8 protein-coding genes are annotated in these 13,628 nt (G+C 71.3%); 3 read left to right on the top strand and 5 right to left on the bottom strand.

What is annotated here, in order from left to right; translation table 11 throughout:
- Positions 1 to 86: 86 nt before the first annotated feature.
- Positions 87 to 989: a tRNA (adenine-N1)-methyltransferase gene (locus ACFC09_RS09340; RefSeq protein WP_376525283.1), complete on the bottom strand. Its 903-nt coding sequence runs from the start codon at positions 987 to 989 to the stop codon at positions 87 to 89.
- A gap of 158 nt (positions 990 to 1,147) precedes the next feature.
- A complete protein-coding gene (locus ACFC09_RS09345) occupies positions 1,148 to 2,812 on the bottom strand; it encodes a site-2 protease family protein (RefSeq protein WP_376525285.1) in 1,665 nt (554 codons plus the stop codon).
- Positions 2,813 to 3,397: 585 nt separating this feature from the next.
- Between ACFC09_RS09345 and ACFC09_RS09350 the strand changes: the two genes are divergently transcribed.
- Together ACFC09_RS09350 and ACFC09_RS09355 are read left to right on the top strand one after the other, a co-directional pair.
- Positions 3,398 to 4,291, top strand: coding sequence for a RecB family exonuclease (locus tag ACFC09_RS09350; RefSeq protein WP_376525286.1), 894 nt, complete (start codon positions 3,398 to 3,400; stop codon positions 4,289 to 4,291).
- Between the two features lie 14 nt (positions 4,292 to 4,305).
- Positions 4,306 to 4,977 carry a response regulator transcription factor gene (locus tag ACFC09_RS09355; protein WP_121888237.1) on the top strand — a complete coding sequence of 224 codons (672 nt, stop codon included), beginning with the start codon at positions 4,306 to 4,308 and terminating at the stop codon, positions 4,975 to 4,977.
- A 149-nt stretch (positions 4,978 to 5,126) separates the two neighbouring features.
- Here the strand turns inward: ACFC09_RS09355 and ACFC09_RS09360 are convergent, their stop codons facing one another.
- The 3 genes from ACFC09_RS09360 to metH form a co-directional block, all read right to left on the bottom strand.
- A complete protein-coding gene (locus ACFC09_RS09360) occupies positions 5,127 to 6,728 on the bottom strand; it encodes an ABC transporter substrate-binding protein (protein ID WP_376525287.1) in 1,602 nt (533 codons plus the stop codon).
- A gap of 423 nt (positions 6,729 to 7,151) precedes the next feature.
- Complete coding sequence (locus ACFC09_RS09365; RefSeq protein ID WP_376525288.1) at positions 7,152 to 7,853, bottom strand: HAD family hydrolase; 702 nt, start codon at positions 7,851 to 7,853, stop codon at positions 7,152 to 7,154.
- Positions 7,854 to 8,300: 447 nt separating this feature from the next.
- Positions 8,301 to 11,825 carry a methionine synthase gene (gene metH, locus ACFC09_RS09370; protein ID WP_376525290.1) on the bottom strand — a complete coding sequence of 1,175 codons (3,525 nt, stop codon included), beginning with the start codon at positions 11,823 to 11,825 and terminating at the stop codon, positions 8,301 to 8,303.
- A 454-nt stretch (positions 11,826 to 12,279) separates the two neighbouring features.
- On the opposite strand from metH, the gene ACFC09_RS09375 reads away from it, so the two are divergent.
- Positions 12,280 to 13,044: an IclR family transcriptional regulator gene (locus ACFC09_RS09375; RefSeq protein ID WP_376525292.1), complete on the top strand. Its 765-nt coding sequence runs from the start codon at positions 12,280 to 12,282 to the stop codon at positions 13,042 to 13,044.
- Positions 13,045 to 13,628 lie beyond the last annotated feature (584 nt).

The following is a 13,628-nucleotide window of genomic DNA, read 5'->3' on the forward strand; positions in this document are numbered from 1 at the left end:
CAACGTGCGGGCGCCGCGGGCGAGTTCCCGGTGGGTCCGGGGGAACTCGACCACGGCGCCGTCGTGTTGTCGGTCGGGAGGGGTTGTCAGCGGCCGGGGCCGCCGTCGGCGTTGGGTCCCGCGTAGTCCTCGCCGTAGGCGCCCTTGGCGGGGCGGCGGCGGCGCATGGGCGGCTCGACGCCGTCGGCGAGGCGGCGGGCGGTGAGCAGGAAGCCGGTGTGGCCGATCATCCGGTGGTCGGGGCGGACGGCGAGGCCCTCGATGTGCCAGTTGCGGATCATCGTCTCCCAGGAGGTCGGCTCGTTGAAGCTGCCGATCTCGCGGATGGACTCGACGGTCCGGGCGAGCTGGGTCGTGGTGGCGACGTAGCAGCACAGGATGCCGCCGGGGACGAGCGCCTTGGAGACGGCCTCCAGGCATTCCCAGGGGGCGAGCATGTCGAGGATGACGCGGTCGACCTCGGTGTCGGACAGGTTGTCCTGGAGGTCGCCGACGGTGAGCTGCCAGGCCGGGTGCGGGCCGCCGAAGTAGCGTTCCACGTTCTGCCGGGCGATGTCGGCGAAGTCCTCGCGTCGCTCGTAGGAGTGCAGCATGCCCTGGTCGCCGATGGCCCGCAGCAGGAAGCTGCTGAGCGAGCCGGAGCCGACGCCGGCCTCCACGACGCGGGCGCCGGGGAAGATGTCGGCGAAGGCGAGGATCTGTCCCGCGTCCTTCGGGTAGACGACGGCCGCCCCGCGGGGCATGGACAGGACGTAGTCGGGGAGCAGGGGGCGCAGCGCGAGGTAGGCGACGTTGCCGGTGGTGCGGACAACGCTGCCCTCGGGGGCACCGATCAGTTCGTCGTGCGGGAAGGAACCCTTGTGGGTGTGGAAGTTCTTCCCGGCTTCGAGCGTGAACGTGTAGTGGCGACCCTTGGGGTCGGTCAGCTGTACCTGGTCCCCGACCTTGAAGGGCCCGCGTCTGCGGGCGGCACCGGTCGGTTCGGACATGTGACCAGCCTACCGGGCCCGGGGGCGGGCTCCGGCCCGCGGACGGCGGCGGGCTCCGGCCCCGGACGGCGGCGGGGGCGGCCGTCCGCGGTGGGTGCTCGGGGTGCGGGTGGTGCGGTGGCCGAGGTGCGGTTCCGCGTGCCCCTGGGGGGCGCTTTTCAGGCGGGTCGTGCCATGGCCCTGACGAAGGCCCGTTCCACGTCCGCCGCGGACAGGACGCCGTAGATCTCGCCCGTCTCCTCCACCACCAGGTATTCGGTCGCCGGGGTGGCCCGCAGGGCGTCCAGCAGGTCCTCGCCCGCCAGTTCCACGGAGACGCGCATGCCGTCGGTGAGTTCCTGGGCGAGGCCGCTGACGGCGACCCAGGGGCGGCGGTGTTCGGGTACGCCGACGATGGCGGCTTCGCGGACCAGGGAGAGGGGGGCGCCGTTGGCATCGACGACGACGAGGGCGCGGGCGCCGGCGGAGTTGGCGCGGCGCAGTGCCTCGGACAGCGGGGTGTCGGTCTCCACCGGGACCGCGCGCCGGGTGAGGGCACGGGCCCGCAGCTCCGGCAGGTGCTCGCGCAGCCGGGCCATGCGCAGGCTGTTGCCGGCGCCGGTCCAGATGATCGCCGCGAGGATGGCGGCGAGCAGGGCGTCGGTGACGGTGTCCATGCCGCTGATGTCCTGGGAGCCGGAGCCGAGGGCGCCGGACTGGTTGAGCAGCGGCAGGCCGATCAGGACGGAGATGGCGAGGGCGCGGCCGACCCAGGCGGCGGCCACGGTGCCGCTCATGGGCCTGCCGGTGATCTTCCAGATGACGGCGCGGAGCATCCGGCCGCCGTCGAGGGGGAGGCCGGGCAGGAGGTTGAAGGCGGCGACGATGAGGTTGGAGACCATCAGGCCGGCCAGCAGGACGCCGGGCACGGTGCCGGGTTCGACGGGCTGCATGGCCAGGTAGAACACTCCCGCGAGAACGAGGGAGAGCAGCGGTCCGACGAAGGCGAGGACGAACTCCCGTCCGGGTGTCTCGGCTTCCTTCTCGATCTCGGAGACGCCGCCGAAGAACTGGAGCTGGATGCGGCGGACCGGGAGTTTGAAGCGGACGGCGGCGACGGTGTGGGCGAGTTCGTGGACGAGGACGGAGGCGTAGAAGGCGACCGCGAAGAAGAGGGAGACCAGGTAGCGGGCGGCGCCCAGGTCGGGCAGGACACGGTCGAGCTGGCCGCCGAACACCCAGGTGATCAGCGCGGCGACGAGGAACCAGCTGGGCGCCACGTACACGGGTACCCCGAAGGGGCGGCCCATGAGCAGTCCGCCGCCGGGATCCTTGCGCCGCTGTCGGGCCGGTCCCTTGCCGGTGGCGGAATCGGCGTGAGCGCGGGAGGGGTCACCGGCGGGTCCGTGGCGGTCCGCGGTGGGTCCGGGGGCGCGGGACGGGGTGTCCTCGCCGTCGGGTCGCTTCCCGGTCCTGTGCGCGGGTTCGGGGGTGCGGGTGGGCTCGGCTGCCTGCGTCCGCTCGGGCGTCCCGGTGGGGTCCGCGTTCTGCGCCGGCGTCTTTTCCGTCGGCGTCCTCTCGGTCGGGCCCGGCTGCTCGTCGGAACGGGTGGTCCCGGCGGAGCCGGGTGCGGGGGATCCGGGGGGCTGCGTCGGGGGCGGTGGCGTCTTCGCCGGGCCCGGTTCGGCGGGCTTCTCGGGGTTCGGGGCGGATCCGGTGGTTCCATCGGGCCCGGTGGTCCCGGCGCCGTCGTCGTCGCTGCTCGGGGCCGTAGGACCTGCGGGGCGCTCGGTCGGCCCTTCGGTGCCGGACCGCGGCTGCCCGCTCCCGCCGCTCACGTCCACGGTGTCCCCTCGTTCGAAGCGTTTCCGCGCCTGCCGGGGCGGAAGGGTCTCTGGTCGATGGTATGCGGCCGTCGTCACACGTTCCGCCCCGGCACCCCTCGTGTTCGCCCCGAGGTTGTGCGGGCGGGCGGCGCCGCGGGTCACTGTCAGTGGCGGCACGTATGGTCTGTGGTCATGGACAGCAGCATCGAGGGTGCCACGGAGACCCGTTGCGGGGACGTGGCGATGGGGGATCCACCGGTCTCGTCGGCGGCTGCGGAGGCGAGGGACCGGGCCGACGCGGCGGACGCCCTCGCGGCAGGGGGGACGGGCACGGCGGACACCTCGGCGTCGGACAGGGCGGGCTCTGCCGGCGCGGGCGGTCCGGACAGTGCGGCAGGTCTGCCTGAAACAGCTGGTGCGATCGGTACGGGTGATGCCGTTGAGGCCGCCGGTACCAGTGAGGCCGGTACCGGTGATGCCGCCGGTACCAGTGATGTCGTTGCTGCGGCCGAGGCGGCTGGTGCGGGTGGTGCAGCCGGTGCGGGTGTCAGAGCCGGGGCGGTGGCCGGAGCCGGGGCATCGGGTGGAGCCGGGGCGGCCGACGTGCTCGCTCCGGCTGGTACGACGGTGCCGGCCCGGCCCGTGGCCGGTGCGCCCGAGACCTTGTCGCCCTCCCGGGCCGGCGACTTCATGCAGTGCCCGCTGCTGTACCGGTTCCGGGTGATCGACCGGCTGCCGGAGAAGCCGAGCGAGGCGGCGACCCGGGGCACCTTGGTGCACGCGGTGCTGGAGCGGCTCTTCGACGCGCCCGCCGTGGAGCGGACGGCGCCCCGCGCCAAGTCGCTGATCCCCGGCCAGTGGGACCGGTTGCGGGAGACGAAGCCCGAGGTCGTGGAGTTGTTCGCGGACGATCCGGAGGGCGAGCGGCTCGCGCGCTGGCTCGGTGAGGCGGAGCGGCTGGTGGAGCGCTGGTTCACGCTGGAGGATCCGACCCGGTTGGAGCCCGCCGAGCGGGAGCTGTTCGTCGAGACCGAGCTGGAGTCGGGGCTGCGGCTGCGCGGGATCATCGACCGGGTCGACGTGGCGCCGACGGGTGAGGTGCGGATCGTCGACTACAAGACGGGCAAGGCGCCGAGACCGGAGTACGCCGAGGGCGCGCTGTTCCAGATGAAGTTCTACGCCCTGGTCGTCTGGCGGCTGAAGCGGGTGGTGCCGCGTCGGCTCCAGCTGGTCTATCTGGGCAGTGGCGACGTGCTGACGTACGACCCCGTGCCCGCCGACCTCGAACGGGTCGAACGCAAGCTGCTGGCCCTGTGGGACGCGATCGGGCGGGCCACGGAGACCGGTGACTGGCGGCCGCGTCCGACCCGGCTGTGCGGCTGGTGCGACCACCAGGCGCACTGTCCGGAGTTCGGTGGCACTCCCCCGCCCTATCCGCTGCCGGTGAGGGCGGCCGAGTCCGGGGAGGTCCCGCAGGGCAGAATGGGGCCGGACTAGCGAAGGAGACTTACGTGGCCATCCGCGTCCTACTGGTCGACGACCAGCCGCTGCTGCGCACCGGATTCCGGATGATCCTGGAGGCGGAGCAGGACATCGCGGTCGTGGGCGAGGCCGGAGACGGCCTCCAGGCCCTCGACCAGGTGCGTGCCCTGCAGCCCGATGTGGTGCTGATGGACATTCGCATGCCGCGGATGGACGGGGTGGAGGCGACCCGGCAGATCTCCGGTCCGGGTCGTGACGGCCCGGCGAAGGTGCTCGTGCTGACCACGTTCGACCTGGACGAGTACGTGGTGGAGGCGTTGCGGGCCGGGGCGAGCGGTTTCCTGCTGAAGGACGCGCCCGCCAACGAGCTGGTCCAGGCGATTCGGGTGGTGGCGGCCGGTGAGGCCATGCTGGCGCCGAGCATCACGCGTCGGCTGCTGGACAAGTACGCGACGCATCTGCCGTCGGGCGAGGAGCCGGTGCCGGACACGCTGCACACGCTCACCGAGCGGGAGGTCGAGGTGCTGAAGCTGGTGGCGCGCGGGTTGTCGAACGCCGAGATCGCCGCCGACCTGTTCGTCAGCGAGACCACCGTGAAGACGCATGTCGGGCACGTGCTGACCAAGCTGGGCCTGCGGGACCGGGTGCAGGCGGCGGTGTACGCGTACGAGAGCGGGTTGGTGCGTCCCGGCGCCCAGTGACAGCCGACGGCCGCCGCGGGCCGGACGACCGCGGACGGGCCGGGCCTGCCGCGGACAGACCCGAGGGCGCCCCCTTCTCCTCGAAGGGGGCGCCCTCCTGTCCGTTCCCGGGCCGCGGTTCTCGCGGCTGCGGACCGCCGGGTGCGGGGTCAGCCGCTGACGCCGCGGCCCAGCTCCCACAGTTGCAGTGAGGAAGCGGAGTTGATGGCGTAGGCGGCGCCCGTGATGTCGTCGCGGGCGGCGACGTACTCCTTGCCCTGCCACAGCGGAAGGAGGGGGACTTCGTCGGCGACGATGTCCTGGATGCGGGTCAGGGTCTGGGCGGCACCGAGCCGGTCGGCCTCGCGGCGGGACTCCGGGATCAGGGTGCCGATGATCTCCTGGTTCGTGTACGGCGAGTTGAGGAAGTTGTTCTTGTCGAGGAAGGGCGCCAGGTAGCTGTCGGGGTCGGGGAAGTCGGGGAACCAGCCCATGCCGTAGACGTCGTACTTGCCCTTGCGTTCGTCGCTCTGGTAGACGGACCAGGGCCAGCCCTTGATGTTGACGTCGAAGAGACCGCTGTCGTTGAGCTGCTTCTGCAGGACCTCGAACTCCTGCTTGGTGGCCGCGCCGTAGTGGTCGGTCGTGTAGTGCAGGGTCAGCTTCACGGGGGTGGTGATGCCGGCCTGGCTGAGCAGCGTCTTGGCCTTGTGGACGTCTGGCTCGCCGTACTTGTTGAAGAACGAGTTGGAGTGTCCGGTGATGCCGGCGGGGACCATGGAGTAGAGGGGTTCGGCCTGGTCGCCGTAGACCTTGGCGACGAGTTCGCCGCGGTTGACGATCTCGGCCATCGCCTGGCGGACGGCCTTGTTCTTCACGGTCGGCGCGTCGGTGTTGAAGCCGAGGTAGCGGATTCCCAGACCGGCCATCTCGACGAGGCTGATGTGTTCGTCGGTGCCGGCGTCCAGTTTGCGGATCTGATCCGGCGTCATGGTGCGGGTCATGACGTCGACGTCGCCCTTCTGGAGGGCCTTGCCCATCGCGTCGGCGTCGGTGAAGGAACGCAGTTCGACCTTCTCGTTGTTGACCTTCAGGCTCCCCTTGTAGTCGGGGTTCTTGGTGAAGGTGGTCGAGACGATCTCGTTGTTCTTGACCTCGGCGGTCATCGTGTAGGGGCCGGAGCCGTCGACCTTGAAGCCGTCGCGCAGCTTGTCCTTGGCGTAGTCCTTGGGGTTGATGATGCCCGCGACCGGGGTGGACAGCTTGAACGGGAAGGTCGCGTCCGCGGTCTTGAGGTGGAAGATCACCTCGCGGTCGCCCTGGGTCTCGATGGTGTCGATGGTGGAGAGCAGGGAGAACACCCCGCTGTCCGCCTTGATGCGCAGGGCCCGCTCGAAGGAGTACTTGACGTCCTCGGCGGTGAGGGCGTCACCGCCTGCGAACTTCAGGCCGTCGCGGAGCTTGCAGACGTAGCGTTCGTTTCCGCTGTCGGAGAAGGAGCAGCTCTCGGCGGCCTCGGGGACCGGGTCGCCGTCGCCCTTGGGCTGCGTCATCAGGGTCTGCACGGTCTGTCGCAGCACGCTCCAGGCGCCGACGTCGTACGCGTAGGCGGGATCGAGTGGCGCGGGGACGTCCTTGGTGGCGGTGAACCGGTCCGTGGTGCCGACGACGATCGCGTCGCCGCCGCTTCCGCTGCCGGATCCACCGCACGCGGCGAGCGCCGGCGCGAGCAGGCCCGCTATGGCCGGCAGCACCAAAGTCTTGCGGTTCATGCTCGAACGTCTCCAAGGCTGTTCGGATCCGTGTACCCGGCATGCAGGGGTGTCGCGGCGGATCACGGGGGTAAGGGTGATGTTCTCGCGATGAGGTTAGACCGGACCCGCACCGGGCTTCACCGTCGGTGGAGTTGAGGTGTCATCACGGAGTGAAGCCGGGTGTGAACGCGCTGAAACCCGTCAGCGGCAGGATTAGTGCAGCGTTTCATGAATCGGGACACATGGTCATGCCGCCGCCGTACCACCGAGGGCGCACCGCACAGGTCTCGACGGATGTCGACCCCCATGAAAGTGGGGAAACTCACACTCTCAACTCGGTTGGGTGATCCCGGAATTCGGCCGCGCGGCCCGCTTCGGGTCGCGGTGGCGGTGTACGGCGGCGGGTCCGTGCCGGACGGGTTCCGCGTGCCGGGTGGACGGTCAGCGCATTTCGGTCATCATCCCGCGTAGAAACGCCAGGTCGACTTCTTCGAGCGAGTTGACGACGGTGCGCCGGACGGCCGGGGTGATGGGTGCGACGGACGGTACGGCGACCACGCGGCAGCCGGCGGCCTCGGCGGACGCGACGCCGGTCGCGGTGTCCTCGACGACCGCGCACCTGGCTGGATCCACGCCCAGCCCGGAGGCGGCGAGCAGGTAGGGCTCCGGGTCCGGTTTGGTGCGGGAGACCTCGTCGCCCGCGACGGACAGGCCGAAGTGCTGGGGGCCGAGGAAGGTCAGTACGCGGTCGATGATGCGCCGGTGGGAGGCGGAGACGAGGGCGGTGGGGATCTCCTGCTCGTACAGTTCGGCGAGCAGTCGGGCGGCGCCGGGCATGAGCGGCAGGGCGCGTCCGATGCGGTCCTCGAACCCCTCGTTGAGCAGCACCGACAGCTCGGTGAGGGTGATGTCGGCGCCGGTCGCCTCGATCAGGAAGCCGGCGCTGCGGGTCATCGGGCCGCCGACCACGACATGGCGCCAGGATTCGTCGAGGATGTGGCCGAGGCCCTTGAAGACCTCGACCTCGACGTCCCACCAGAAGCCTTCGGTGTCCACCAGGGTGCCGTCCATGTCCAGGAGGACGGCCTGGAGGGCCGAGCCTTCCGCCGAACGGGTTCCGAGTGCGGGGACCGTAGCGGTCATCCGGCGTACCTCCTTGAGGGACGATCAGGCCGGTTCCCATGCGGGAACCGGCCTGCGGTGGACCGACCAGTGTACGTCTCCGGCACGCGAACCGCCTCAGGTACCGACCACACCTGGGAGTACCGTGGGTAACACCTCCGGCGGGCGCAGGTACGACGCGGCCGTGCCGCCCGTGCGGCACGGCACGGCTTCTGCACAGGTCGTGTTCTGCACAGGTCGTGCACACGAGGCGCACAGTCCCCGCCGAGGCGCCCGCAGAGGCCCGTGGGTGCCTCGCTCGGGCCCGACGGCCCGGTGTGCGGCCCATCGAGTCCCGGCGGTCCGGCAGGGGCCTCACGGGCCGCACGAGGCCGTGCGGCCCGCCGGCGAGCGGGTGACCCCGGCTCGCGCGACCATGGAGGAGGAACGCGACCTTCGACAACGAAGGGGACGACGGGCCCCGGCGGCTCACCGGGCGTTGAAGTACTTGGCCTCCGGGTGGTGGATGACGATCGCGTCCGTGGACTGCTCGGGGTGGAGCTGGAACTCCTCCGAGAGGCGGACGCCGATGCGTTCCGGCCGCAGCAGTTCGGCGATCTTGGCCCGGTCCTCCAGGTCGGGGCAGGCGCCGTAGCCGAGGGAGAAGCGGGCGCCCCGGTACTTCAGGGCGAACATGTCCTCCATGGCGGCCGGGTCCTCACCGGCGAAGCCCAGTTCGGAGCGGACCCGGGCGTGCCAGTACTCGGCCAGCGCCTCCGCCAGCTGCACGGACAAGCCGTGCAGTTCGAGGTAGTCCCGGTAGGCGTCGGCGGCGAAGAGGCGTGCCGTCTCCTCGCCGATCCGTGAGCCGACCGTGACGACCTGGAAGCCGACGACGTCGGTCTCCCCCGACTCCTCCGGGCGGAAGAAGTCGGCCAGGCACAGCCGGCGGCCGCGGCGCTGGCGGGGGAAGGTGAACCGGGTGCGTTCGTTGCCCTGTTCGTCCAGGATGATCAGGTCGTCGTCCTTGGAGACGCAGGGGAAGTAGCCGTGGACGACGGCTGCTTCGAGGAGGTTGTCCGTCTGGAGGCGGTCCAGCAGTCCGCGCAGCCGCGGCCGGCCCTCGGTCTCGACCAGTTCCTCGTAGGTGGGCCCGTCGCCGGTGCGGGCCTGCTTCAGCCCCCACTGCCCCTTGAACAGCGCGCCCTCGTCCAGCCAGCCCGCGTACTCCTTGAGCTGGATGCCCTTGATGACGCGGGTGTCCCAGAACGGCGGGGTGGGCACCGGGTTGTCGGTGGCGACATCCGAACGGACGTGGCCCTCCTCGGGCCGCTCCTCGGTCTCGACGGCCGCCGCCGCGCGCACCCGGCGCTGCTTCAGCTCCGGCAGCTTCGCCCCGGGCACACCCCGCTTGACGCCGATCAGGGCGTCCATCAGGCGCAGTCCCTCGAACGCGTCCCGGGCGTAGCGGACCTCGCCCCCGTACAGCTCGTGCAGGTCCTGTTCGACGTAGGCCCGGGTCAGGGCCGCGCCGCCGAGGATCACCGGGTAGTCCGCCGCCAGGCCGCGCTGGTTCAGCTCCTCCAGGTTCTCCTTCATGATCACCGTGGATTTGACCAGCAGTCCGGACATGCCGATGACGTCCGCGCGGTGTTCCTCGGCCGCTTCCAGGATCGCGGAGACCGGCTGTTTGATGCCGAGGTTGACGACGTTGTAGCCGTTGTTGGACAGGATGATGTCGACGAGGTTCTTGCCGATGTCGTGCACGTCGCCGCGGACCGTGGCCAGCACGATGGTGCCCTTGCCCGTCCCCTGGCCGTCGTCGACCTTCTCCATGTGCGGTTCGAGGTGGGCCACCGCGGTCTTCATCACTTCCGCGGACTGGAGGACGAACGGCAGTTGCATCTGGCCGGAGCCGAACAGCTCGCCGACCACCTTCATGCCGTCGAGGAGGGTCTCGTTGACGATGTCCAGGGCGGGGCGGTCCTGGAGGGCGTCGTCCAGGTCCTGCTCCAGGCCGTTGCGTTCGCCGTCGATGATGCGGCGCTTGAGGCGTTCCTCCAGCGGCAGGGCGGCCAGTTCCTCCGCCTTGCCCGCCTTGAGGGACTTGGCGGTGGCGCCCTCGAACAGGGCCATCAGCTTCTGCAGCGGGTCGTAGCCCTCGGCGCGGCGGTCGTGGATGAGGTCGAGGGCCGTGGTGACCTGCTCCTCGTCGAAGCGGGCGATCGGCAGGATCTTCGAGGCGTGCACGATGGCCGAGTCCAGGCCGGCCTTCACGCACTCGTCGAGGAAGACCGAGTTGAGCAGGATGCGGGCGGCCGGGTTGAGGCCGAAGGAGATGTTCGACAGGCCCAGGGTGGTCTGCACGTCCGGGTGGCGGCGCTTGAGCTCGCGGATGGCCTCGATGGTGGCGATGCCGTCCCGCCGGGACTCCTCCTGACCGGTGCAGATGGTGAAGGTCAGGGTGTCGATGAGGATGTCGCTCTCGTGGATGCCCCAGTTCCCGGTCAGGTCGTCGATCAGCCGTTCGGCGATCTCGACCTTCTTCTCCGGGGTGCGGGCCTGGCCCTCCTCGTCGATGGTCAGCGCGATGAGCGCGGCGCCGTGCTCCCGGGCCAGCTTCGTGACCTTCGCGAACCGGGACTCAGGTCCGTCGCCGTCCTCGTAGTTCACGGAGTTGATGACAGCCCGGCCGCCCAGCTTCTCCAGGCCGGCCCGGATGACGTCCACCTCGGTGGAGTCGAGCACGATCGGCAGGGTGGACGCGGTGGCGAAGCGGCCGGCCAGTTCGTCCATGTCGGCGACGCCGTCCCGGCCGACGTAGTCCACGCACAGGTCGAGCATGTGCGCGCCCTCGCGGATCTGATCGCGCGCCATCTCCACGCAGTCGTCCCAGCGGCCCGCCAGCATGGCCTCGCGGAACTTCTTGGAACCGTTGGCGTTGGTGCGCTCGCCGATGGCCAGGTACGCGGTGTCCTGGCGGAAGGGGACGCTCTGGTAGAGGGAGGCGGCGCCGGGCTCGGGGCGCGGATCGCGGGTCGCGGGTGCCATGTCCCGCACCCGCTCGACCACCTGGCGCAGGTGCTCCGGCGTCGTACCGCAGCAGCCGCCCACGAGCGAGAGGCCGTACTCGCGGACGAACGTCTCCTGCGCGTCGGCGAGTTCCGGGGCGCTGAGCGGGTAGTGGGCACCGTCCTTGCCGAGCACCGGCAGGCCCGCGTTCGGCATGCAGGACAGCGGGATGCGGGAGTGCCGGGCGAGGTAGCGCAGGTGCTCGCTCATCTCGGTGGGGCCGGTGGCGCAGTTGAGGCCGATCATGTCGATGCCGAGCGGCTCCAGCGCGGTGAGCGCAGCGCCGATCTCGGAGCCGAGCAGCATCGTGCCGGTGGTCTCCACCGTCACCGAGACGATCACCGGCACGTCCAGGCCGAGGGCCTCGATGGCGCTGCGGGCGCCGAGCACGGCGGCCTTGGTCTGCAACAGGTCCTGGGTCGTCTCCACCAGCAGCGCGTCCGCGCCGCCCGTGACCAGGCCCTCGGCGTTGCGCTGGTAGGCGTCGCGGAGCGTGGTGTACGGGGCGTGTCCCAGGGTGGGCAGCTTGGTGCCGGGGCCCATCGAGCCCAGCACCCAGCGCCGGCGGCCGTCCCGGGCGGTGTACTCGTCGGCCACCTCGCGGGCCACCCGGGCACCGGCCTCGGACAGCTCGTGGACGCGCTCGGGGATGTCGTACTCGCCGAGCGCCGAGTGGTTGGCGCCGAACGTGTTGGTCTCGACGCAGTCGACGCCCACCGCGAAATAGGCGTCGTGGACCGAACGCACGATGTCGGGCCGGGTCAGGTTCAGGATCTCGTTGCAGCCTTCGAGATTCTGGAAGTCGTCGAGCGTGGGCTCCTGGGCCTGGAGCATCGTGCCCATCGCTCCGTCGGCGACCACCACCCGGGTGGCGAGCGCCTCGCGGAGCGCGGACACACGGGTCCGGCTGTCGGCGGAAGGGGTCGTTGGCGACGAGGCCATGTAGGGGCTCCCTGGAGTGCGACGGCTGTCGGCTATGCGGCTGCCCCGGCCGGGCCGGAGAAGGCGCACGGCGCCAGGGTAACCGGGAGTGGGCTCGGATGGGCAGGACGTCCACGGGACGGACACGTGTGGCGGCCCGGCCCCGCACGGGTCTCCGTGACGGCCGGACCACGTCCCGGGCGTGCGCGGTGGCCCTGGCGCCGGTTTCGGCCGGGGCGCCGACGGGGCCCGTGGGGTGACCCGCGTGCGGGTCACCCAGGGCGGCCCGGCCGCGCGTTGGTCACACGTGGGTCACGACGGACGTGGACAGATGCTGACGGATGCAGACGGATGTAACAGATGGCGACCGGCCATTAGCGGGAGGTCGACATGGGCCGGTAGTGTTCGACATTGCCGAACGGTGGATACGCTTACCGCCGAGGTCGCAAGTCGGAGGGACGGAGGCAGAACGGCGATGGCACGGAACATCCAGTCGCTCGAACGGGCGGCCGCGATGCTGCGGCTGCTCTCGGGGGGCGAGCGACGGCTGGGCCTGTCGGACATCGCCTCCTCGCTGGGCCTCGCGAAGGGCACCGCCCACGGCATCCTGCGCACCCTCCAGCAGGAGGGGTTCGTGGAGCAGGACGAGGCGTCGGGGCGGTACCAGCTCGGCGCCGAGCTGCTGCGCCTGGGCACCACCTACCTCGACGTGCACGAGTTGCGGGCGCGGGCCCTGGTGTGGACGGACGACCTGGCCCGCTCCAGCGGCGAGAGCGCCTACCTGGGCGTCCTGCACCAGCAGGGCGTGCTGATCGTGCACCACGTCTTCCGTCCCGACGACAGCCGGCAGGTGCTGGAGATCGGGGCCATGCAGCCGCTGCACTCCACCGCCATGGGCAAGGTGCTGTCGGCGTACGACCCGGTGGCGCACAGCGAGGCGCTGGACGCCGACCGCAAGGCGTTCACGGACCGCACGGTGTGCGATCTGGGGGACTTCGAGCACATCCTCGACCTCACGCGCGCGCGTGGGTACGCGGCCGACGTGGAGGAGACCTGGGAGGGCGTCGCCTCGGTGGCCGCGCCCATCCACGACCGGCGGCGGCTGCCGGTGGGCGCGGTCGGTGTCACCGGTGCGGTGGAGCGGCTGTGCCGGGACGGCGAGCTGCGTCCCGAACTGGTCGCGGCCGTGCGTGACTGCGCCCGCGCGGTGTCGCGCGATCTGGGCGCCGGGCGGTTCTGACGCGATCTCGGCGCCGGCACCGGCTGGCCGGGCGGCGCGATCCGGATGCCCGGGGCTCCGGCGCGATCCGGGTGCCCGGGGCTCTGACGCGATCCGGACGCCGGACCGTTCGTACACGGTCCTGGCGCGGGACTGTTCTCACGTGATCTGAGCGCCGGACCGTTCTCACGCGATCCGGGCGCAGGGCGTGCCTCGCACGCGCTCCGGACGCCGGGCGGTGCCGGCGGCGGGCGGTTCCGAGCCGGGGCCGTCGGTCGGCCGGTGCTCGGCCGCGTCCACGTCCGGGCAGCCCCGCACCTCGTCCGGACAGCACACGCCGCGTCCGGACAGCACCACGCCACGTCGGGGCGCCGCCACGTCCGAGCAGCCCCCGCACCACACCGGGGCAGCCCCGCACCACACCAAAGCAGCACCTCACCCCGTCCGGACAGCGCGGCACTCCCCCGCCCATGCCCACGCCCCCGCCCCCGCCCCACGTCACCGAGTCCCCTGCCGGAACCGGAGATCGGCAGCTCGCGGGGATTCGGTGCGCCGGAGATCCCGGCCCGCGGCGATCGATAACGATCGGTGGTTTCGGCCACGAA

The sequence above is a fragment of the Streptomyces sp. NPDC056161 genome (genome assembly GCF_042268025.1).
GTDB lineage: Bacteria > Actinomycetota > Actinomycetes > Streptomycetales > Streptomycetaceae > Streptomyces.

Bases quoted from the DNA above. Each gene is read 5' to 3' on its own strand.
- ACFC09_RS09340 (WP_376525283.1), bottom strand. From the start codon at position 989: ATGTCCGAACCGACCGGTGCCGCCCGCAGACGCGGGCCCTTCAAGGTC.
- ACFC09_RS09360 (WP_376525287.1), bottom strand. From the start codon at position 6,728: ATGAACCGCAAGACTTTGGTGCTGCCGGCCATAGCGGGCCTGCTCGCG.
- metH (WP_376525290.1), bottom strand. From the start codon at position 11,825: ATGGCCTCGTCGCCAACGACCCCTTCCGCCGACAGCCGGACCCGTGTG.
- ACFC09_RS09365 (WP_376525288.1), bottom strand. From the start codon at position 7,853: ATGACCGCTACGGTCCCCGCACTCGGAACCCGTTCGGCGGAAGGCTCG.
- ACFC09_RS09375 (WP_376525292.1), top strand. From the start codon at position 12,280: ATGGCACGGAACATCCAGTCGCTCGAACGGGCGGCCGCGATGCTGCGG.